Origin of the sequence: Crocinitomix catalasitica ATCC 23190 (assembly GCF_000621625.1) — a bacterium.
In the GTDB taxonomy this organism is placed as follows: domain Bacteria; phylum Bacteroidota; class Bacteroidia; order Flavobacteriales_D; family Crocinitomicaceae; genus Crocinitomix; species Crocinitomix catalasitica.
On record NZ_JHXV01000027.1, the window covers coordinates 19,746 to 42,458 of the forward strand.

The following is a 22,713-nucleotide window of genomic DNA, read 5'->3' on the forward strand; positions in this document are numbered from 1 at the left end:
AATGACGGTCTTATCTTAAGAAACTTTTTACCAATGCGACCTATCAGAGGAAAATCACAACTTATTTAAGTTATAGACCAATTAAAGTGAATTAACTTATCTAACTAATGGCTTATACAAGAGGGGACAGGTATGTGAAAAAAGAATACTGTTAAGATAAATGAGAGGTTATTTACAATCACGGTTATTCAGGTAATAATGTATAATGTTTTAATAGTAATAGGCAGAATATTATTACTATTAATTCAAAATATAGGAATAATTACATTAAAGATATAAATCAGAGCTACTTACCTTCTGAATTAATTTTTAGGATAATTTTAATCGCTTGGACTTAAAAGAGAAAGATTATATTTGGTTCAGACTTAATTATACTCAAAAAATAATTGGATTATCTCACATAAGTTTGATAATCGGTATCCTGTTAGTGAGATTGGAGTATCAACAACATAGACAGGCATAGAGCTCAAGCAAAAAGCTCTTAAATATATAAGATAGTGAATTCATAAATAGAAATATTGAATTATCCTAAGATTCAATGAATTCGATTATCAGGAATTAGCCGCAATTTAGATACTATAAAATTGTTGAAATTGAATACGATTATAATATTATTGAGGACTTAGTCAAGATTGGAAGAAACTGTAAAATAGATAATAACACATTTTACCAAACCTTTAGAGCAAATTAAAATGAAGAAAGTGATAATAGCATTTAAATACTCTTTCCCCATTCTACTTATGGTGGCCTGTAATCGAAAACAAAAAGTAGATTATGTCCCTGCTTCTATTTATCCACAAGTTAAAAGTATAAAATCTAACATTGAAGGGGGGTATGGTGTGAATGTAACTACAGGTGATCTCATAACGCCAATAATCAATTCACTTGGAGACACTCTTAAAACTGGTGTTTCCATTCCCGTAAAAGCCAAAGTCATTCATCATGATAGCGTTTTACAACCTAAATCTTTTCCTGTTCCTCCGGAGGATCAACTTACTCGGATCAATAACTATCCTAAAATATTTAAGGCTCCCGACGGCCATACCGTGACTATTGTTATTGATGATTCCTTGACAATAGTACCAATAATCCCTATAGAAAAGGGTGATAAAAGTCACTTCATTTTAAACTCAGAAAGAGATAAAGTGCCAACAGGTATACCTATTCAAGTTAATGAAAAAAAAGCAAAAACCAATTATCCTCGATCCTCCCTGGCTTTGCCCTTGAGGATTAAAGAAGTTGCTACTAGTAATGTGCAATATTTAGATGTAGACCAGGGTATGAATTCTTCGTATGTTTTATCTATGCTAGAAGATAGAAGCGGAAATATTTGGTTCGGAACCCATGGTGGCGGAGTTAGCAGATTCAATGGAGAGTCCTTTAGCCATTTTACGAAAAAAGAGGGCTTATCCAGCAATACAGTCTTATCTATCCTAGAAGATATGAGCGGGAACTTATGGTTCGGAACTCATGGCGGCGGAGTAAGTAAATATGATGGCGAATCCTTTACTCAATTTACAGAAAAAGAAGGATTAACTAATAATACTGTAATGACTATTTTTGAAGATAAAAGCGGAAACCTATGGTTCGGAACAGAAAGCGGAGGGGTAATTAGGTACGATGGCGAATTTTTTACACATTTTACAGAAAAAGAAGGCTTATCAAACAATTCAGTCGAGTCAATCATCGAAGATAAAAACGGAAGCCTTTGGTTCGGTACGAATGGAGGAGGGGTGAGTAAGTATGATGGCGAATTCTTTACACATTTTACAGAAAAAGCAGGCTTATCAAATAATACAGTTTTATCTATTCTAGAAGATAAAAGCGGAAGCCTTTGGTTCGGCACGAATGGTGGAGGGGTGAGTAAGTATGATGGAGAAACCTTCAGCCATTTTACAGTGAAAGAGGGCTTGTCAAACAATATAGTGGCTGCGATACTTGAAGATAAAAGCGGAAATATTTGGTTTGGTACTCATGGTGGAGGAGTGAATAAATACGACGGTGAATATTTTTGTCATTTTACCGAAAAAGAGGGTTTGTCCAATAATACAGTCTTGTCTATACTAGAAGATAGTGACGGAAATATTTGGTTCAGTACGTTTGGGCGAGGAGTAAGCAAGTATAATGGCGAATCCTTTAGCCATTATACTGTAAAAGATGGCTTGTCCAACAATACTGTTGTGTCAATTTTAGAAGGAGAAAGTGGAAATTTGTGGTTCGGAACTTATGGTGGTGGGGTGAATAGGTATGATGGTGAATACTTCACACATTTTGATGAAAAAGAGGGCCTATCAAATAATAGTGTTGTATCTATTTTAAAGGATAAAAGTGGAAGTCTTTGGTTTGGTACGAATGGTGGAGGGGTGAGTAAGTACGACGGCGAATTCTTTACACATTTTACAGAAAAGGAGGGCTTGTCAAATAATTTCGTTAAATCCATGCTTGAAGATGAGAATGGAAATATTTGGTTCGGAACAAGTGGTGGCGGGGTAAGTATGTACGATGGTAAATCGTTTAGCCATTTTACAGAGAAAGAGGGCTTGTCTAATAACAGAGTCAATTCCATAATAGAGGATAAAAATGGAAATATTTGGTTTGGTACTTTTGGTGGAGGTGTGAGTAAATATGATGGTAAAACTTTTAGTCATTATACAGAAAAAGAGGGTTTATCCAATAACATAGTCTTGTCCATATTAGAAGATAAAAGAGGAAACCTATGGTTCGGAACAATTGGTGGTGGGGTGACAAAATACGATGGAGAATCCTTTAAGCATTTTACGGAACAAGGGGGATTATCAAATAATAATATTAGGTCCATTCTAGAAGATAAAAGTGGAAATATTTGGTTAAGTACTGATAATGGTCTTATCCAATTTGCGTATGAATCATTTAATGTTGGAGAAACACAAAGCATGGAAAATCCTCTTAAAATTCACCATTTTGAAAAGAATGACGGTTTAATGGGGTTGGATTTTTATACGAATAGTGCGGTTTTAGATAGTGAAAATAGAATGTGGTGGGGGAGTGGTCAAGCTTTGACAATGTTGGATATGAATAATTTCAACAAAGCTGAAAATCCTCCTGAATTGTATTTAAAAGGATTAGATATCAATGAAGAATTCATTGATTATAGAAATGTATCGGAAAACTTAATGGAAAGCATAAAGTTTGAAACCGTTAAGAAATTTGAGAATTACCCCTTAAATTTGGAACTTGATTATGACCAGAACCACCTCACTTTTCGTTTTTATTCAATTGATTGGTCAGCTCCGCACAAAATACAATACAGTTTTCGCTTATTGGGTCAAAATGATATTTGGTCTAATCCTAGCCCTGAGCCAAAAGCAGATTTTCGAAACTTAGGTTTTGGAGACTATAATTTTCAGATAAGAACCATTGGTGAAAGTGGAGAATGGAGTGAAGCTTTTGAATATGAATTCTTAATTTATCCGCCATGGTGGCATACTTGGTGGGCTCGTTTTTTATATGTAATATTAAGTCTTGTCCTCATTGGTATGATTATTCACTTTCGCACGGCTCAACTAAAAGCACTTCAGAAAGAATTAGAAGAAGAAGTTGAAATTGCTACTGAAGAAATCAGAACACAAAAGGAAGAAATTCAACAATCCCATAAAGAGATTACTGATAGTATAACATGTGCCAAACGTATTCAAAACGCCATACTTCCGCCCTATACGCTGGTGAAAGAATACCTGAACGATAGCTTCATTTTATATAAACCAAAAGATGTGGTCGCAGGCGATTTTTATTGGATGGAAATCAGAGAAGATTTGGTTTATTTTGCGGCTGCGGATTGCACAGGGCATGGTGTTCCAGGTGCCATGATGTCTGTCATTTGTGTGAATAGCCTAAACAGATCAGTAAGGGAATTTGGGTTGACAGCCCCTGCTAAAATATTGGACAACACACGGGAATTGGTCATTAAAGAGTTTGAAAAGAGTGAGGAAGATGTGTTTGATGGCATGGACATATCTTTGTGCTCGTTGAACACCAAAACAAACACCTTAAACTGGGCAGGAGCCAATAATCCATTATGGATAGTAAGAAAAGGTGCAGTAGAAATTGAGGAAATTAAAGCTGACAAGCAACCTATTGGAAAATTTCCTCAGGAGAAACCTTTTACAAACCATAGTATTCAGCTCGATGCAGGCGACACAATCTACCTATTTAGCGATGGGTATCAGGATCAGTTTGGAGGAGAAAGAGGTAAAAAATATAAAAGTGCTAATTTTAAGAAAATCTTGTTTGAGCTGGCTCAAAAACCAATTGAAGATCAAAAAGCTTCACTGGATGACGAGTTCGAATCATGGCGAGGGCAATTAGATCAAATTGATGATGTTTGCGTCATCGGCGTTAGGATATAAAAACTTAATTAACAAACTACAATTATAACCTTTTTGATTTAGTGAATAGTAAGACATCTTAACTCAAAAAATATGAAAAAGTATTATTTATTAATGATCAAGAAATGCGTTATGGATCTGGGGCAATAAAGGTATTGGTAAATCCTCATAAATTGGACACAATTTTATATAAGGGATACAATAGAAATGATTTTGATACCATTATTTGTAATATTTCGCAAGCTAAAAGATACAAATTCTATTATAATGATTGTTTCGGAGCATTCAATATTCATGATGAAACTACAGGCAAATTTATTCAAGGAAAAATAATGTATCAATTAAAAAATGCAGCGAATAAAACTTATTTAGGCACACTTGGAGAATCAGGGGTATTAATAGATAAAAACTTAAGCGATACACTACATCCACATTGTATTAGTGCCATGAGTCCTATTGTATATCAAATAACATTTAGTGAAATTGAATGTTGTGAAGTTAGTATGAATTATACGGAGGTAATTTGCTTAGTAGATAACGAAAACGTTGATTGGGAATTTAAGTTTAATATAGTTTCTAATAAATTAGACTTGTTATTCATGCCGTTAAGTGCAGAACCAGTTCTGATTAGTTACGACGGACATACAGGGTTAATTGAAATGAAATAAGTGATTAGAACCAACAGTTAAAATTCATCACTTAATGATTTATTAATAAGTTGCGAAAAAAATAATGAAAAGAATTCTAACCTTATTGATATTACTCACTATTTGCTTAAATGTCAAAGCACAGACTAAAAACTGCGCCGTGGTACTCAATCACTTTTTATTGGTTGTAGATTCAAATACCTATCAAGCCATCCTAGGTTCTGAAATAGTAAATTCTGATTTTGCCTATGCGTATGAAAGGACTAAAAATTGGGAAGGTATATACATAATTGGTCAAGATAATTACATTGAAATATTTCATCCCAATAGCCTTTCGGATGAATACATTCCAGCTGGTTTTACTTGGGTATGTCAGGCATCGTTAGTGGCCAACTGTACGGATAAATATGATTTACCAGATAATGATTTGATAGATTATTCTTCAGATGATTATTTTGACGAATTAACAGTTTATACACAAGACGCGGTAAATGCGCCTGGTTCATCTGGTCTAATGACAACCAGGGAGATGAATAAGAAACAATATGAGAGTTGGACGAAAAAGAAATTTAATGATACGGTTATTTTTCAAACAACTGACTATAATAGTCTTGCCGAATCAGATTCTGCTAAAAATTATTTATTTAATAATGTAACAGGAATCGAAATCAACGTAAATATCAGAGATTCTTTAAGCATAACGCAGTATTTAAATCTTATAGGATATACTGTTGAGTCTAAAGTTCAAAATAAATTGAAATTCTCGAATACGATTGATTTTATAGAACTGAATTTTTCTAAGAATGTTGAATTTTCGTCAATTGCTGTGATTTATTTTAAGTTGAATCAACCAACAGCTTTGAAAAATTTAAAACTTGGGAATTCTACAATTGTATTGTCGGGAAATAATGGGAAATGGGATTTCAATAAAAATTAGTCGAATTCCTCAATTAATCGCCCCCTTTGTTTAGATTTAACGTATTGGTCCAATTTTAAGGATACTAATCAACATGCTAAAAAGAACTTTTCTAATATTTTTAATTGCCTTATCGCAAATTTTAAATGCTCAAATACACGTGGACAAATTTGATCTCACAATTGAATCGGAACTAGCAGATACTCTTCAAAATATTTATGCAAATTTTTTAAATAATGACGTGGATAAAGTATCTATAGTTGAACTAAAGAAAAAGTATAATCGAGTTGAATATGCTCAATTTTTAAAGGGTAAAAAACTTTACCAAAGTCGAAAGAAATGGATTGAAAAGAATGCATACGCTGAATCAATAATCATAGAAGACGAAACCTACGAAATGCTTCATTTTGATTCCATTGTTTTTGATTTTAAGTATAAAGGAATAGATAAAGAGTTTATTCAGTCAGAAATATTTTTGGATAGTACTGCGACAAGAATGGCATTGACAGAAATGTTCACCTGTTCACAAAATGAAATTATTGATTTATGTTATAATCCAGAGTATGCAGTGATTTTCTATAATTCAAAAGGAGAAGTTTCGGGGATTTATGAAATCTGCTTCGAATGTTCAAATGTCAAAATTGGAATAATAGGTACCGCCATGTTTGCCGTTAATTTGCCATACTTAAACAGTTTATTCGAAACCTATATGCGGAATTAAAATTCGTTTAGGATAAATCGATAAGAGATTCTTCGTTATCTTTAAGTCATTCTGGCAAAGCAATGGTATTTAATAAGATTTATTCAACCAAAACCGTCAGCTAAAAAACGCAATAATGAGAAAATTAATTTACCTATTCATAGTTTTTGGAATAACAAGTTGTGGGGGATCGACAGCTGAACAGGCCATGTCGGAATTATCAACTGCGAGTGAAACGAAAAATATTGAGCAGACAGAAATAGGGCAAGTAGATACTATAATAACAGACGTGGAGAAAGATTCAGCAGATATAGAAAGCAAAATAGACCTTAAAAATTATTGGCAAGAATCTTTAAATATGAGTTTTAAAATGGCAACTTTATATGATATTAAGGATACAATACACGCCGATTTTAACGGTGATGGAATAATCGATGAAGCTGTTTATTTGGATGACAGTGAAACATCCGGAATAATTATCATGCATGGTAATTCACATGAAGTAATTAGAATTGGTTTTGGGGTGCAATTCGCACATATGACAGAATTTGATTGGGTTGACTATTGGGGACTTGTAAAAGACAAGGAAACGAGTGAGACAACCTTCGAAAAAGGAGGAGATGTCTCCGGAAGCCATGATGTTACGCTTCAGAATCTATCTATAGCTTTAATTGCAGATGAAGTTGGCGGAGGATTAATAGCATACTTAAATGGAAAATATGTGTGGATACATCAGACTTGTTAAAAATAAAATTCGTTAAGAATTAAAGGAAATGAAGCTAAGTTTAATTGCCATATTATTGAGTTTAATTTGCCTTGCAATTGTAATTAAAATTAACTATGACATGTCTCTTGAATATTATACCGTTCATGGAAAGAGTAGGGCCTTTTTCGGACTGAGACATCTAAGCAGGTTATACTATGCTGTAATAGGAGTACTAGGACTGATCATTGGTTTATTTGCCATTAAAAAGAAGGAGAAAACGGGGATGATTGCAGTAGCCATTTCTTTATCTATTATTGCAATTGTATGCACAATTATGGATTTATGGATGTGGATGATTTAAAACCAAATATACATTGAGAACAAAGAAAATTAGAGGACATAGAAGAAGGTGGGAAGCGATTAAATATTGGGTTGAATCTCAAAAGAATTTAGATTTGGAATATGTAAAAAAATACCGAAGGGATTATTCCAAAATTCGCATTCATCCGTGGAGTGGTATTTCTTTTAGCAATAGCCAAATACCTGAGCCTGCAGGTCAAACAAAAGTTAAAATTCTTAGTGGACTCATCGATATTTATGATTCATGGAAAAAGGAACTAGACAAACTGGGCGAAACTTATTATTTAAAAATTTGGTTGTTCGAACCAAGGTTTTCAAATTCACAAGTCGTTTGTGCAATTGGAGATTCAATTACTTTTTATGAAGATACTTTTTCTATATCTGACGATGCCAAAGCACTAATTCTAAAGAATTATGGACAATTAGCAGATGACGTCGCTAAATTCAATTGGGAACATCGGCTTGACGAAGATCATATAGACAATAGTGAGCCGGGTGAGCCTGAATTATATGCAACTATAGCCGATTATGAGGAAGCTAAAAAGTGCGTTGAAAAAATGCTAAAGAAGCCACATAAAACAATAAAATTTAAAGAACCGATTGGAGAGACAACAGAATCATATGCTTTTTTAAAAGGAAATATTTGGCTTGGAGGAAAATAAAACCAACCCTATAATACTTAACCGTTGTATTAAACAAATCGCTTAATAATTTTTTAGACTACATTTAAGGCAACACAATAATCATTTAAGCCCCATTACTTTGCTTAATGTGTCTTTAGCTATGAAAGAAATAATGAAAAACATCCTCATATATGTCCTGCTTTTATCGACATCGCTTCATGCACAGGTTGATACCAGTCTTGTAGCAATTAAAAATTACACGATTGATTCAAAAAATCTTGACACTAAACGGAATTATTGGGTCAGTTTACCTGTAGATTATGACACTACGCATACATATCCTGTATTATATATCTTAGATGCCGAATCGAGGTTTAGTTTGACCAATACTTTAGAAAAAGAGCTGTCCAGTAATGGTAAAATTCCCCAACATATCGTCGTTGGCATCACCCATCCAAATAGAAGAGCGGATATGCCATTTAGCACTTCTAAAGTGAACTATTCGGGTGAGATAGATACGACTTCTTTTAATGCTAAAGACGGAACCAATGGTGCTAAATTCCTCGCTTTTATAGAAGAAGAACTAATCGAAGAAATTAATCGGGAATATTCGACCAGTGGTTTTAAGGTATTGATTGGGCATTCATTAGGCGGATATTTCTGCGCATATATTTTGCCTCGTCAAAAATCATTTCAATCCTTACAAATCTACGATCCGAGTATATGGTATAGCGCAGGTGAAGCGATTCATGAAATTGACAGCAAACTATCGCAAAATACACAATGCGCTATCTTCCTTGCATCAAGCGGGAATTTTGAAAATCAATTTGCCTATCATCACAAGAAAATTGAAGAATTATATCAAACATTAAATCAGTTCTCAAACATTCGAATCGAATATAAAAGTTATGAGAACGAACATCATAATGCAATGTATTTATTCAGTTTTTTAGACGGGATGGCTATGCTCTATGATGGTTATGAGCTGAAAAAGGGAGGATGGAAAACAAAGATAGATGTATCAACACTTGAGGAACATTATGAACAGTTTTCAGAAAAGATCCAATTTGAATTTGTACCTCCAACCGCATTGTATCGCGAAATAGGTGAAATAAATTTTCATCAAAAAAACTATGAGAATTGTATTGAAGCGCTGGAAATTTATGTCAATAAGCATGCTGACGATCCCTATGCGTTAGAATTGATCGGTGATGCTTATGCGATAATTGGCAATAGAAAACAAAGTCTCAAATCTTATACTAAAGCATATGTACTTTCCCCTGATAATAATCGTTTAAAGGGAAAAATAAAGAAGGCTTCTTGATCTAAATCGAATTAATAAAACGAACATGAATATTGAATATAATATAGATCCAAAATTTAAGAAATTAGAAATTATCAAAATAATATTATTCTTCCCAATCTTCGGACTTATAATATACTATCTGTCAGCAAAAGGTTTTGTTAATGCGACATTTACCTTGTTACTGTTAATTCTTGTCGGTGGTTTTGGTATTTGGCAGGTGCTAAAAAGCAGTCAAAAGGGCCCAAGTCTTCTAATTAACGATGATGGTATTACCATTTATAAACCTTTAGCGTTAGGGGTAGTTGAATGGGCCGAAATAGCAGGCGTTCGAGTTGAAAAAATATTAAATAAACAAATTTTATGTATTGATTTAAAAGTCCCGACTGAACATAAAAATCGATTGAATAAATTGGTCAGAAAACAAACCGAAACGAGTGAGGCAAAATTTAAAACCCATGTCATAATAATGGAAAAGTATGTTTCGCAAATGACTGATGAAATAAAAACTAAAATAGAAAATAAGTTAAACGCATAATATTACAATCATCGAAAATAAATTAAGCATAAAGGATGTTTTAGTGAAAGCATTATTTGTAATTATGGGCTTATTATATGCTTATAGTTTTATGCTACCTGCCGTTCAGTTTTATGGAGGACCAATTTACGGTTATGAATTATTTATTTCACCATTGATTCCATTTGCAATTATTCCTAACCTCATTACAATACTAACTTTATTCCGGTATAAAAAGTTTAGTTTGAGAAAAAAGACAGGCCATTTGGTTGCTGTTATTATTACTACATGTTGTTATTTACCTTTATACGAAGGTCTTTTAATCGGTTATTGGTGGTGGTTATTGGCTTGTTTTTTTATTGTGTTTATCTCTTTGAAGGAGTCCATAATAAGAGAATATACATAGATTAAAAAAGAGTCTCAGACGGAATCAATATGACAAAAAAATGACAAGATTACTTATATTAATAATTATCCTGAGTGTAGGATTGGGGTGCGCGTCAATCAAGGGGCCATATACTTATGAAATTTGCGTTCCACATGAAGCAGCAATAAGTAGATTCTTAAGCAATAATATGATTGGAATTGCAGATACTACAGTCGCTTTTTTATCTGGTCAAACAATTGACCTAAAATCTAATCAAGCCATTCGCAACGTCATTATTAGTTTAGATGAAACAACAACAAGGGAGGTTTATCATCAATCAACCGACTCATTGGGTAAATTTTCAATGATTGTTCCCGCTGGTGAGTACATTTTCGATATAAACCACATTGGTTATTCCTCAATAAAGACAGTTATAAAAATTGGAACAGGAGAAATGAGAGATATTATTGTAGAACTTGCTGACGGTCCTGCTTTTGTGACTTATGAAATAAAAAGTGATAAAAAATTAAGTCAGAAACAGTTGAATAATAAAGCGGAAGAGTTGAAAATAAGAGATTAAAAACATGCAACATTATATGATTACAATATTGGCCTTTATCATTTTATCATGTACTACAACACCTGAAAATGGAGCAAGTCAGCCAATAAGTTCTGCTGATTCATTCATTGATTCAGACGCATTATTGAAAGATAAGATTGTTTCATTCCACACAAATTTTAAAACTGAATTCATAAGTATTGATTATGATAGCCTAAGTCAATGTCAGGACTGGTGGGAGCGTGCAAACTACCGCGGACTGAGAAATCTGATTTATGATGGTGAAGCAATTCGTTATGATGAATTTTCATTATATGAGCATACTGAATGTTTCGTCAGTGGTGTTTTGACACAAGCGGGTGAAGAATTTAAATTTGAAATCAATAGTGGAAATTGGTTTAAGCTCGTTCATGAGGACACAATCATGTATTTTCATACCGAAAACAGTAACCTTAATGCGCTAGAACTAGATCCAATTATTGATGAAAGTAAAATTCAGCTCACCGCCATTACGAAATCCAAATTCAATGCATTAAAAAGTGGTGTAAATCGTAAAGATCATATCAGCAGTAATTATTTCGAAGATATTCCTGAAAAAAATGTAGTTGCAGCCGATGGCGAAAATTTGATACCAGGTCATTTGAAGGTATACTGCAGTGACGATACATTGATTTTTAAGGATTATATAGATATGAATGATGATTGGGGCAATTATACCTTTTCGTTTACGTCGAAAATTGATATTCTTAACCTATTCGTCATTCATTATAACGGATATGAATGGAGCCACTATTTACTATTTGATAATGAAACATGTGATTCTGCTAAAATTATTCGAGATATTGAAACGGGGGAATTATCCAACAAACTTGATGGCTTGCCCTATTTTTCAAATAACCTGAATAAAATGCTGTCAGTTTGCGAAAATTTTGAATACTCAGAAGAGCACGGATACCATACCCGTTTAGATCTTTATGAGCAAGAAGGTGGCAAATACAATCTTAAGATGCAAACTTCAATAGTAGGCAATTTGGGGAATATTTCTGACGTAATCTGGTTGAATGAAAAGGAGCTTTTATTTTTTACAGAAAAGAGTTGGAATGATGGCGATGGAAGAGGGATGCAAGAAGAACTGAAGTATTTTATTTTGACGATTACAGCATAAAATAGAGCTGAGGAAAGAATGGCGAATCAGTCATGTAAAAAAGGTGCTAAATCAATTTAAATAATTAGTAAACTTGACCTAAATATCAGAAATCTTGGTATATTTGATCTAAATTAGTGGAAATGAAAAAGGTGAAGGAAGAGCGTACGCAAATGACTGATAAGATGAATCAATTACTAAAGAAGATTGATTTTAACGACACTTTTTCAACAATCAATCATCAAAATTCGATAGAGGAGATCACAAATTTTATTTTTAATACAACACCGGTTTGGATTGAATCATTGTTTCAATTAAGAAATAAAATGGCTGGATTAATTGGTCTAAAAACAGAAAAACCAGCCGACTATAATGAGGATTTTAAAGTAGGCGGCTACGTGAAATTCTTTAAGATTTATTCGATTGCGAAAAATGAGGTTGTTTTAGGAGCCGACGATAAGCATTTAAATTTTAGAGTTATCCTGACCAATGAAGATAAGGAGCTTTATAATTGTAAGGTGATAACACTTGTCAAATACAATAATAGGAAAGGGAAAATTTATATGGGAATAATAAAACCATTCCATCGAATTATTGTAAAAAGAATGGTGAGGAACGCTTATCGGGAAGAGAAAAGTTAAGCGAATAGCAGCACCTTTCTACTGAATTTTAAATTAGATAAGAACGAATATTAGCGTAACCTTCTAAGTTTTTTATTCGAATTTGCGCGTACAATTATTAGAATTCCAACATTCAGAGAATAAAAGCATGTCAATAAATATAGTGAAGAGAATTTTCTACCTGAAATGTTTAACTTTAAACGTGCACTTGAAAATGGACTGATTGGATATTTTTTCACAGCCATTCCAAGTGGAAACCATAGCGGTTAATTAATTAAATGGACATCATTTCACATACACTAACAGGCATAGCAGTTGGAACTGTCTGTGCAACTATTTCTAATGGTTCGTGGAAAAGAAAATCGTTAATTATTCTTGTCGGAGGATTGGGAGGAGCTTTACCCGATTTTGATGCAATTTCATTGTGGTCTAAATTTGATACTACTATTGGCGCATTCTTAGGATTAGAACATACAGGAAAGGAAATTTATTTTGGTAAATTTTGGTATTCTCATCATGCAGCACTGCATTCTATATTTGCACCAATACTTTTAATGCTTATAGCAATCCTAATGCATGGTATTAAAAAGAAAAGTTTCAATCGGGACAAGGTTCTGGGATTTGTGAAAAGTAAAAAATTCTCATTTTTGGCCTTCTTTTTCGGTTTCTTATGCCATTTATTAGAAGATATGCCAACACCCGCAAGTGTTTGGGGAGGTGTTAATCTATTTTATCCCAGTTCGACTTATATTGGTGGTTTTGGTAATATTTGGTGGTGGAATAATTACGATTTAGTTTTAATTATTTTCAGTGTAATCGTTTTAAACCTGCTCATAAATGGTATTCCAAAGCAGTATTATCACCTGAAAATGAAGACTAGTATCGGTATTTTTTTAATTGGATTATCATTGTTTTTATATCAAGTAAATACACGACCAATTGATTTTGCTTATACTGGTCATACGGTTGATTATGATAAGTTAGAAGAACAATCAAAACAGCTTCAAAAAGAAATACTAGGTCCCCAATTATTTAATGTGATGACCGCGATAGACAATAAGATACCATTGAATTTTTAATCAAACTACGAATGAAAAAAATATTGATAATTACTTTATTAACGATCTCAATAATTGCATGTAAGCATTCGAATGATGAGACTATCGCACAAGAATTCTTCTTGCCGCCAAGTACTACCTATAATTATGCGACGATTGATGGCGTAAAAATATTTTATAGAGAATCAGGAAGTCGAGAGCATCCAACACTTGTTTTATTGCACGGTTATCCTTCTTCTTCCCATTCGTACCGTAATTTAATACCGATGTTATCGACTCATTATCATGTGATAGCGCCAGATAATTTAGGTTCGGGCTACAGTGATCACCTCGATCCTGATTCGACCGATTATACATTTGATTTATTAGCCGATTACACTTCTCAGCTTTTAGATAAGTTGGACATTTCAAACTTTATAATGTATATGCAAGATTTTGGAGCTCCTGTAGGATATAGAATGATGATGAACGACCCCAAACGAATTGATGCATTGATCGTGCAAAATGCCAATGCTTATCTTGATGGTTTAACGCCCAATAGGCAAGATTTTTTCAGAACAGCACAATCAGATAATTCAAAAGAAAAGTATGATTTTTTATACAGTATTACAGGCGCGGATGCCGTCATCAATAAACAGTATCTATTCGATATTGATTCTGCAAATACAAACATTCAAAGTCCTGATGCTTGGACCCACGATTTGGCTTTTTTAAATTCAGAAAAAGATAGAAAAATTCAGGTTGAACTTTTTCAAGATTATAATAACAATTTAATTCAATACCCTGAATGGCAAAAAATGCTAAAGGATAATCAGCCTAAAACATTGATTGTTTGGGGTGAAAAAGATATGAAATTTAATGCTGACGGTGCCAAGGCATATTTGCGTGATTTGCCGAATGCCGAATTACACCTGCTGGATGCAGGTCATTTTGCAGCAGAAGAAAAAACAAGGGAAATTGCTGAATTGATTTTAACCTTTCTAGATAAAAACGGATTAAAATAAAAGGGAATCATGAAATCTCTCCTAATATCATTCCTTATACTATTCAATTATGGTTCAACTTTTGGCCAGGTTGATACTATTTATACTGATATACATGGAACATTCAAGTTTTATAAAAACTCAATTATTTTTGATAATAATGCGGATACCTACAGAAAATTTGAAGGAATTGCTGAGGTGGGCAAATATTATGGTCATGTCATTCCGTTCCAAGATACTTTGGGCAATATTAAAATGCTTTCAACAATTAACTTGCGCATCTTAAATTCGAATGATTTACAAGACGAAAACGATTATACATTAATGCGTCTTGATTGGGACATGCGGAACGGCGTAAAATATTTGCCAGGTATAAATAACTGTAATGAGAATATTTATGTTGATACGCTCGGTATGATTAATGGCTTTCAATCCAATTCAGACGATTGCCATGATCATTATAATTCGTATAAAAATTCGTGTTGTCATCTTTTAGATTCCGCTAAAGGACTGTTCTACAATTGCCAATACCAAGAAGCGAATTTACTTTTCTCAAAAATTAAACGCTGTAATTCTTCCAATTTCGATTTTGTAGACCTTTTTCTATCCTTCAATGATGCTATAACAACAGTGAAAGTGCTGAAGGTTAAAAAGCGCGGTCGATATAAGATAAAAGCAATCATTTCAGCACCGACTTATAATCACGGCCTTTGGCTGATAGATGAGCATCTAATTTTAGATAGGGTTTTAGGAGATGCCTATAACGATCCAAATTATAAGCAAGATGAAAATATGGCATATTGGGGAAGAACATTATTGTATCAACAGCTTAAGAATGGTGATTATAAAGTTGTACTGAATCATCGGCCAAAACGAGGAAAAAGAAGAATGATTGGAGAGGATGGTAAAAAGACGAAAGTCAGCTCCTTTTCTTTGAATCAGTATGCTAAAAAAGAAGGTCAAAATATAAGAGAAGCAAACTATCTTTATTTGTTAGCGCAACCTTGAAGCAGGAACTAAAAAATATCGCAACCGTTTTCTCCATTTTTCACGATGGTGGGATTGTGTCTTGCAAACTAGATAATAATTTATTGTCAATCACCGTATCTTGCAAATATCTGGCTGAATTGATCTCTCCTCAATTCGAAAACTTTTATTTAGAATTGAACGGAACAAATCTATTCGAATATATACCTTGGACAAATCAGGAGGAAGAAAGTCTTATAGTAAAAGCTTTACCCGTAATATCTAAATGTGAATTTGAATTAATTAGAGCCAAAGTTGTTGATAATCATGTTGAGGTGAACTGTCACGAGCACAACAGCATATTTTTAACACCCGGTGGACATTTTTGCATAAAAGCAGCAGGTATAAAAATCAAGGACGAAAATGGCAAAACAATTACCATTGACCAATTAAAGTCGATCAATAAAGCTTATTGGAGCAATTTTTAAAGAATAACTTCTTTTAATTTCTAGAATAGAAGTCCAACCCCCGCAAATTATTTCAATACAGCACGATTCCCTTTAATGTTCAATTAATTACCAAAGTCAAATAGGAAAACTTATATTTGAGTCATACAATTTGTTAACCTAATTTGAATTCTTTTTAGCTATTTACAAATACTTATTCGTGATAACGCACTGATATTTTGATGTGAATTGATTTAAAAGGAGAAAGTAATATAAAAATCAGTCAAGAAATATGTCAGATAAAAAAGCAATAGAACGTCTAGAGAATGCAAATTTCAAAGAGAACTCACCTTACAATAATAGTTTTCGCCTCAATGATAAAGGACAGATTGTCTATCTGAATATTTCAGGCGAAGACCTTTCAGAATTTGATTTCATCAACGAATTATCAAATTTGCAGACTTTAAGTTTAAATCGCATAAAAACAAGTGATTTAAAAACTTTAGCAAATTTACCGAATTTAACAAGCATTGATTTTTCGTATTGTAAGATTCAAGATTTTAAGGTTTTGGCAAGTCTACCAAATCTTTCCGTTTTGAAGTTCAAAGAAAATAAAATCACAAGTTTCACATTTTTGGAGCAACTCTCCAAATTGAAATCGCTGTCCATTCGTTATGAAGATAGGCTGAAGGATTTTGACTTTTTAGAAAAACTTAACCTTGAATCGTTAACACTTGAAGGAGCATATAATAATGATTTTGGTTTTTTAGCACATCTAAAGGAGTTACAGCACCTCGAATTGCCGATGAACAAAATAACGGAGGTAAATTTTTTAGATGGCTTAACCCAGCTAAGGCACTTAGATTTATCGAGGAACTACATCACTGAGGTGAAGATTTCGGAAAGCTTACCCCATCTAAAAGCGCTTAATTTGTCGATGAATAGTTTCGAGAATTTGAGCTTTTTAGATCATTTGCCGCAGCTAACGACACTTGATCTATCTTACACTGCAATCAATGATTCAAAGCCTTTCGAAGCTTTAACAAAATTGACAACTTTAAACTTGGGCATAACTAAAATTTCTGATTTTAATTTTTTAGGAAAAATGCAACTTGAATCCTTAAGCCTTAGCGATGCTAATATTGTGACTTTTGAAATTTTTGAAAGTTTGAAGGAGCTTAAACACCTCAATTTGTCTAGGAATCAAATAGAGGATGTGGCGTTTTTAGAATCTTTACCCGAGCTAACAACACTTGATCTATCTCGAACTAAAATCACTGATTCATCACCTTTAGCAGCCTTAACAAAGCTCACCTCTTTGAATTTAGAAAGAACACGAATTTCCGACTTTAGTTTTTTGAGCCAACTTCAACTTGAATCCTTAATACTAAAAAATACAAAAATTAAGACCTTTGAATTCTTTGATCCTCTAAAAGGACTAAAACACTTAGACTTATCGAATAATAAAATCACAGATATCGCTTTTTTAGAGGGCTTTTCTGAACTGACTACACTCGATCTTTCTTCGAATTCATTGGACGATTCAGCACCATTATCAGGTTTAACAAGTCTTACTTCTTTGATTTTAGAATCAACAGATATAGAAGATTTTAGTTTTATCAAGAACTTATCAAGTCTCAGAAAATTAGATCTATCTGACAATGAATTGGAGGATATCAGCTTTTTAGAGCCTTTACACGATTTGCAGTTCTTAAATTTAAGCGAGAATGAAATTTCCGACTTGGAACCATTGGCGAAGCTCACTTTATTGAACAATCTAAATCTTGAAACCAATGAAATAACAAGCGTAAAAGCCTTAAAAGATCTAAGTCGACTGACTGAATTGGATTTATCATCGAATGAGATCTCGGATGGTACAGGATTAGAAGATAAAACGCATTTAATTGATTTAAATTTGAGTGATAATGAGATTGAGGATATTTCCTTTCTTCAACATTCTATAGATCTAACTTATCTAAAATTAAATGAAAATAGAATCTCAAATTTAAAGCCGATCGAAAATATGGCTGGGCTCTATTCACTTCGTCTAAATGACAATGAAATTAAAACGATTGATGCTTTAAAGAATTTGGAGGGACTAGAAATTCTTATGCTTGATAATAATCAAATCGTAGACATTAAGCCACTTGAAAACCTTCCGAAATTGCGTGATTTAAAGCACGAAGGGAATAATATTCCAATTGAAGAAGAAGTAATATCCGATGCAGATCTTGCTAGATACAAGGAATGTTATCTGAAATTTCAAGCATTAGAAGAAAAACCACAAGGGATGACTTGTGAAATTGGAGATCCTTTAGAATTTGGCGACATGACTTTTCGTTTAGATGAATTTGATTCCTTTTACGATATGTTAGAGATGCTCGAAATGAAGAGTTTTGATGAAGAATTATTGGTGAGATTCCCCCAATATGTTGCTTTAGCTGCGGTTGATTTAGAAAGGGTTCAATTATTTGATTCTTTCTGTGAATATGTATTGTTTGTAGATACAAGTTCCCCTAAATATCCTGTTGTAATTTTTGATTATACCACCCAATTTGATGTTGTTTATGAAACCTTTGAAGCGTTTTATAATGAGTTAAGCGTTTACGAAGGGAATTGATTTATTCTCGTTGCATCGGCTGAGGTTGAAAAAGCTCCAAAGCTAAAATAGAGAAAACTCTACCAATGTCAAGTGTTTTTAAACCTGTTGACATAGGGTTGTCATATGTCACGCATAATTTTGTCTCAATTAATAATTAAAAAAGTAAAAATGACAAAAGAATTGAATGTGATGTATAATCCAAATGATTTTCCTAAGCCCAGTTTAATCTCTGTAAATGGCATAACATTAGAAGTTTTTGAAGCAGGGCAAGAAAATGAAGGTAATCCTATTGTACTATGCCACGGTTGGCCAGAGCATGCCTTTTCATGGCGGCATCAAATACCTGCACTTGTTGCCGCAGGTTATCATGTCATCATCCCAAATCAAAGAGGGTATGGAAATTCATCTCGCCCAACAGAAGTTACGGCCTATGATATTGAACATTTAACAGGTGATCTTGTTGGACTACTCGATCATTTTGGATATGATTCGGCTACTTTTATTGGACATGATTGGGGGGCAATGGTCGTTTGGTGGTTGACAATATTACATCCAAAACGGGTGAATAAATTGATAAACTTAAGCGTTCCTTACCAAGAGCGTTGGGATAAACCTTGGATTGAATTAATGGAAGCAATGCTCGGCGGGGATTTCTATTTCGTTCATTTCAATAGACAACCAGGTTTAGCAGACGCTATATTTGAAGAGAATACTCACCAATTTCTACGCAATATGTACAGAAAGAACCTGCCTCTTGTAGCACCAGAACCTGGCATGATGATGATCAATATTGCACAAGCTGAGCAACCAATTGGCGAACCAATAATGAGTGAAATCGAATTGGAAGTTTTTGTTTCCGCCTTTAAAGCATCAGGATTCACCGGTGGTGTAAATTGGTATAGAAACCTCGATAGAAATTGGCATTTATTAGCTAACGTAGATCCAATTATTCAACAACCGGCACTCATGATATACGGAGAGAAGGATTCAATAGTAAAAGCTGAAAATTTAGCAGATTTTGTGCCAAATGTAGAAGTGGTCAATTTGGATTGTGGTCATTGGATTCAGCAAGAAAAACCTGAAGAAACAAACCAGATTATTCTAAAATGGTTGGAGAAGCAAGCAGTCAAATAATTGTAAAATGTTTCGAGGATAAAGAAATCAACTGATTTGCCCCTTGAATATTATTTACAATAACATATACTTACGCATTCAGAATCGCATACCAATTTTTACTTCGGTAAAAGGTCTGCGATTTTTTGTTTAAAACCAAGAATACAATCTTAAAATCTTCGTATTTTGTCTAATGTAGAATACTTCAAATTTCATATGTTGATATAAACGGTGTTATATGGGGGTAAAAGCTAATCAATAATTGAATGGCAAACTTTCTTTTCACAAAAAAAAATCGATAATCTACGAAATAGACTGTTTCAATTTACCGTTATTTGTAATTGATGTCAAAACTTATAAATTTTCTATTAATACTTGTTGTATTTAATTCCTGTAATAATCCTGCAGATAAACTTCAAGGTATATGGATCGCGTCCTATGGATTTCAAGATGAATCGGATATTATACGCACTGTTCAAAGCGTCCGACTAAAAGTAATTGAATTTGAAAATAATAAAATCCATATTAAAACATTCCACGAATTTAATGGTGAATCTAGGGACACTGCAGTTACTTATGAGTTTAGTTTTTCGAATAATACGGTTCATTATGGAGAAGAGTCCTGGAGAATAGAATCAATCGAAAAAGATAGTTTTGTTGTGTTTAGACCCAATAATACTTTTATCGTTTATAAAAAAGTAGAAATTCGCGAATCACCTATGCCAGAATTCGATAAAGACCTTTATGAATTTACTTTTAATGAATGGAAAGACACTATACAGTTTGTTGATGGTGGATTATTAATGAGAATTAATGAGTATCATACCGGAAATGGATGGATGCATCGTTGGTATATTAGTAATTATAAAAAGTTGAAATTTCTTGTGATTATAGGTCAATTTGAAATACCTTATCTAATTACAAAAGTGGACTCCTTTAAAACAGAGATTCAGTTATATAAAGAGTCAACCTTTAAAGGATCGATTAAAAAGGTTGATTTAAGTCAATTTAAACATGTTTTAGAAGGCAAATGGCAAATGTCAAATGGGGGCGATGTTTTAGCGTTACTTCCTTGTTTCGACCGAAGCGGCACTTTAGTAATTCAAGATTCCATCGGTAGTGTAACGTTTAAGAAAGATGAACTGATAATAAACCAGTTTGGGAGAACGGAGAATATTAAATATTGGAAAGACATGATGAATCGATTTTTAGTAATTGAAGTACCAAATGACTCCAGTGAGTGCAGCTGTATTGACCTTTCGTGGTTAAATGATTCGACAATCTCCATGGAAATTCCAATGAATTACAGGAAAATAATATTGACCAAGCAATCAAAATGACAAAAAAAGAATTAGAAACATATTGTCCTAAAAGCCCTGAGGAATGGCGGGAATGGTTAGAAAAACATCATGAAATAAAACAGTCTATCTGGCTTATTTATTATCGGTCGTCAACGAATATGGATACACTGACTTGGAGTGAAGCAGTGGATGAAGCCCTTTGTTTTGGATGGATTGATAGCACCAAAAAGACGATTGACGATGAAAAGTATATGCAATATTTCAGTAAACGAAAAAAGCAGAGCAATTGGTCGAGAATTAATAAAGAAAAAATTGAGCAATTAACCGAAAAAGGATTGATGTTCGAGGCAGGTGAGGAAAGTGTTAAAATTGCCAAAGAAAACGGTTCGTGGAATATTTTGGATGATATTGAAAATTTGGTCATGCCTGAGGATCTCAAAATTGCACTGAATGTAAATCCCGCAGCGATGGAATTTTATGAAAACCATTCGAATTCAATTAAAAAAGGCATGTTGTATTGGGTGAAAAGTGCCAAAAGAACAGAAACGAGAGAGAAAAGAATCTCGGAGATCGTAAGCGCAGCGCTCATGGGCAAAAAACCAAAACACTTTGGGTAAAAACCATTTTTTAAAAACTTCCTGCGTCAATCAATTCCTTTATTTTTGTAAGAATCAAATTTGTATTAAATTAATAGACCAACCTTTTTATATGAAGTATTTACTCTTTATAATCATGTTCCTTAATCTAAATGCATTTGCGCAAGATGAACGGATGTCGATGAGTGCGCATATTGGATATTGTATGAGTAATACGCTTTTTTCAGAGACTGCTCAATCGAATTTTTGTTATAATGCAGGCATAGAATTAAGACATCGATTAGGTGTTTCCAATTTTTTCCTACAATCAGGCATTCGGTGGAATGAATATGGGTTTCAAGATATGCGGAATGAATATATCGTTGACGGTTCCAATACTATTGTGAACAGTTATATGCACGAATCGACTATATTTTTACTTTCAATTCCTATTATCACTACATATAAATTAAAATCATTTATTCCTGGACTAACAATTAGTGCAGGACCTCAATTATCCTTCTACATGTTTAGTAAATCGGAGGGCTTTGACGATGTTATTTTCAGTTCAGGGAATTATGCACCTACAAGTCTTAGTTTTCATACTGCCGTAGGTTACGAGTATGCGATAAGTGAAAAATGGATCCTTGGCGCTGAGGTCAATTCAAATTTTAATTTTCCAATTGGCTGGTTTTTTGGCTCAGAAGGGGAGTATAATTGCGGACTCGCTTTAACAGGGAGGTATATTTTAAAATAAAAACAGCTTTACTCAAGAAATAAGAACATAACCTTTTAAAATAGGTATTCAATTATAAAAGTCCTTTACAATAACGAAGATTGATT

Annotated in this window: 22 protein-coding genes; all 22 read left to right on the plus strand. The window is 33.4% G+C overall.

The annotated features are described in order from the left end of the window. Window positions 1–692: 692 nt before the first annotated feature. The 22 genes from T367_RS0114685 (at window position 693) to T367_RS0114790 (ending at window position 22,627) form a co-directional block, all read left to right on the plus strand. Window positions 693–4,385 carry a two-component regulator propeller domain-containing protein gene (locus tag T367_RS0114685; RefSeq protein ID WP_084274444.1) on the plus strand — a complete coding sequence of 1,231 codons (3,693 nt, stop codon included), beginning with the start codon at window positions 693–695 and terminating at the stop codon, window positions 4,383–4,385. Window positions 4,386–4,489: 104 nt separating this feature from the next. After that, a complete protein-coding gene (locus T367_RS0114690) occupies window positions 4,490–5,032 on the plus strand; it encodes a hypothetical protein (RefSeq protein WP_027420530.1) in 543 nt (180 codons plus the stop codon). 64 nt (window positions 5,033–5,096) lie between these two features. Then, a complete protein-coding gene (locus tag T367_RS0114695; protein ID WP_157454250.1) occupies window positions 5,097–5,948 on the plus strand; it encodes a DUF5829 family protein in 852 nt (283 codons plus the stop codon). Between the two features lie 139 nt (window positions 5,949–6,087). Then, the gene (locus T367_RS0114700; RefSeq protein WP_157454251.1) at window positions 6,088–6,648 is read left to right on the plus strand and encodes a hypothetical protein; all 561 of its coding nucleotides are present in this window, start codon (window positions 6,088–6,090) and stop codon (window positions 6,646–6,648) included. Window positions 6,649–6,763: 115 nt separating this feature from the next. Further along, a complete protein-coding gene (locus T367_RS0114705) occupies window positions 6,764–7,372 on the plus strand; it encodes a hypothetical protein (RefSeq protein WP_027420533.1) in 609 nt (202 codons plus the stop codon). 28 nt (window positions 7,373–7,400) lie between these two features. Beyond that, window positions 7,401–7,694, plus strand: coding sequence for a hypothetical protein (locus T367_RS0114710; RefSeq protein WP_157454252.1), 294 nt, complete (start codon window positions 7,401–7,403; stop codon window positions 7,692–7,694). A gap of 13 nt (window positions 7,695–7,707) precedes the next feature. After that, on the plus strand, window positions 7,708–8,355 hold the full coding sequence (locus tag T367_RS24095) for a hypothetical protein (RefSeq protein WP_051568579.1): 648 nt from the start codon (window positions 7,708–7,710) through the stop codon (window positions 8,353–8,355). A gap of 121 nt (window positions 8,356–8,476) precedes the next feature. After that, window positions 8,477–9,640, plus strand: a complete 1,164-nt coding sequence (locus T367_RS24100; RefSeq protein WP_027420535.1) for an alpha/beta hydrolase-fold protein — start codon at window positions 8,477–8,479, stop codon at window positions 9,638–9,640. A gap of 25 nt (window positions 9,641–9,665) precedes the next feature. Beyond that, window positions 9,666–10,157 (plus strand): STM3941 family protein, encoded by a 492-nt coding sequence (locus tag T367_RS0114725; RefSeq protein ID WP_027420536.1) that lies wholly within the window; start codon window positions 9,666–9,668, stop codon window positions 10,155–10,157. Window positions 10,158–10,200: 43 nt separating this feature from the next. Continuing rightward, window positions 10,201–10,542 (plus strand): hypothetical protein, encoded by a 342-nt coding sequence (locus T367_RS0114730; protein ID WP_157454253.1) that lies wholly within the window; start codon window positions 10,201–10,203, stop codon window positions 10,540–10,542. Window positions 10,543–10,582: 40 nt separating this feature from the next. Further along, a complete protein-coding gene (locus T367_RS0114735; protein ID WP_157454254.1) occupies window positions 10,583–11,083 on the plus strand; it encodes a carboxypeptidase-like regulatory domain-containing protein in 501 nt (166 codons plus the stop codon). 16 nt (window positions 11,084–11,099) lie between these two features. Then, on the plus strand, window positions 11,100–12,227 hold the full coding sequence (locus T367_RS0114740; protein WP_027420539.1) for a hypothetical protein: 1,128 nt from the start codon (window positions 11,100–11,102) through the stop codon (window positions 12,225–12,227). Between the two features lie 122 nt (window positions 12,228–12,349). Further along, window positions 12,350–12,847, plus strand: a complete 498-nt coding sequence (locus T367_RS24105; protein WP_027420540.1) for a DUF2867 domain-containing protein — start codon at window positions 12,350–12,352, stop codon at window positions 12,845–12,847. Between the two features lie 257 nt (window positions 12,848–13,104). Continuing rightward, window positions 13,105–13,905 carry a metal-dependent hydrolase gene (locus tag T367_RS0114750; protein ID WP_027420541.1) on the plus strand — a complete coding sequence of 267 codons (801 nt, stop codon included), beginning with the start codon at window positions 13,105–13,107 and terminating at the stop codon, window positions 13,903–13,905. An 11-nt stretch (window positions 13,906–13,916) separates the two neighbouring features. Beyond that, window positions 13,917–14,888, plus strand: a complete 972-nt coding sequence (locus T367_RS0114755) for an alpha/beta fold hydrolase (RefSeq protein ID WP_027420542.1) — start codon at window positions 13,917–13,919, stop codon at window positions 14,886–14,888. 9 nt (window positions 14,889–14,897) lie between these two features. Continuing rightward, window positions 14,898–15,875: a hypothetical protein gene (locus T367_RS0114760; protein WP_027420543.1), complete on the plus strand. Its 978-nt coding sequence runs from the start codon at window positions 14,898–14,900 to the stop codon at window positions 15,873–15,875. After that, a complete protein-coding gene (locus T367_RS0114765; RefSeq protein ID WP_027420544.1) occupies window positions 15,872–16,321 on the plus strand; it encodes a hypothetical protein in 450 nt (149 codons plus the stop codon). Before T367_RS0114760 ends, T367_RS0114765 begins: the two co-directional genes overlap by 4 nt. 250 nt (window positions 16,322–16,571) lie before the next feature. Next, window positions 16,572–18,899, plus strand: a complete 2,328-nt coding sequence (locus tag T367_RS24110; RefSeq protein ID WP_051568580.1) for a leucine-rich repeat domain-containing protein — start codon at window positions 16,572–16,574, stop codon at window positions 18,897–18,899. A gap of 150 nt (window positions 18,900–19,049) precedes the next feature. Beyond that, entirely contained in the window at window positions 19,050–20,015 is a 966-nt protein-coding gene (locus T367_RS0114775; RefSeq protein WP_027420545.1) for an alpha/beta fold hydrolase, read from the plus strand. A 323-nt stretch (window positions 20,016–20,338) separates the two neighbouring features. Further along, entirely contained in the window at window positions 20,339–21,334 is a 996-nt protein-coding gene (locus T367_RS0114780; protein ID WP_027420546.1) for a hypothetical protein, read from the plus strand. After that, a complete protein-coding gene (locus T367_RS0114785) occupies window positions 21,331–21,912 on the plus strand; it encodes a YdeI/OmpD-associated family protein (RefSeq protein WP_027420547.1) in 582 nt (193 codons plus the stop codon). The genes T367_RS0114780 and T367_RS0114785 overlap by 4 nt, the downstream gene beginning before the upstream one ends. A 91-nt stretch (window positions 21,913–22,003) precedes the next feature. Further along, entirely contained in the window at window positions 22,004–22,627 is a 624-nt protein-coding gene (locus tag T367_RS0114790; protein WP_157454255.1) for a porin family protein, read from the plus strand. The last annotated feature ends 86 nt before the right edge of the window (window positions 22,628–22,713 follow it).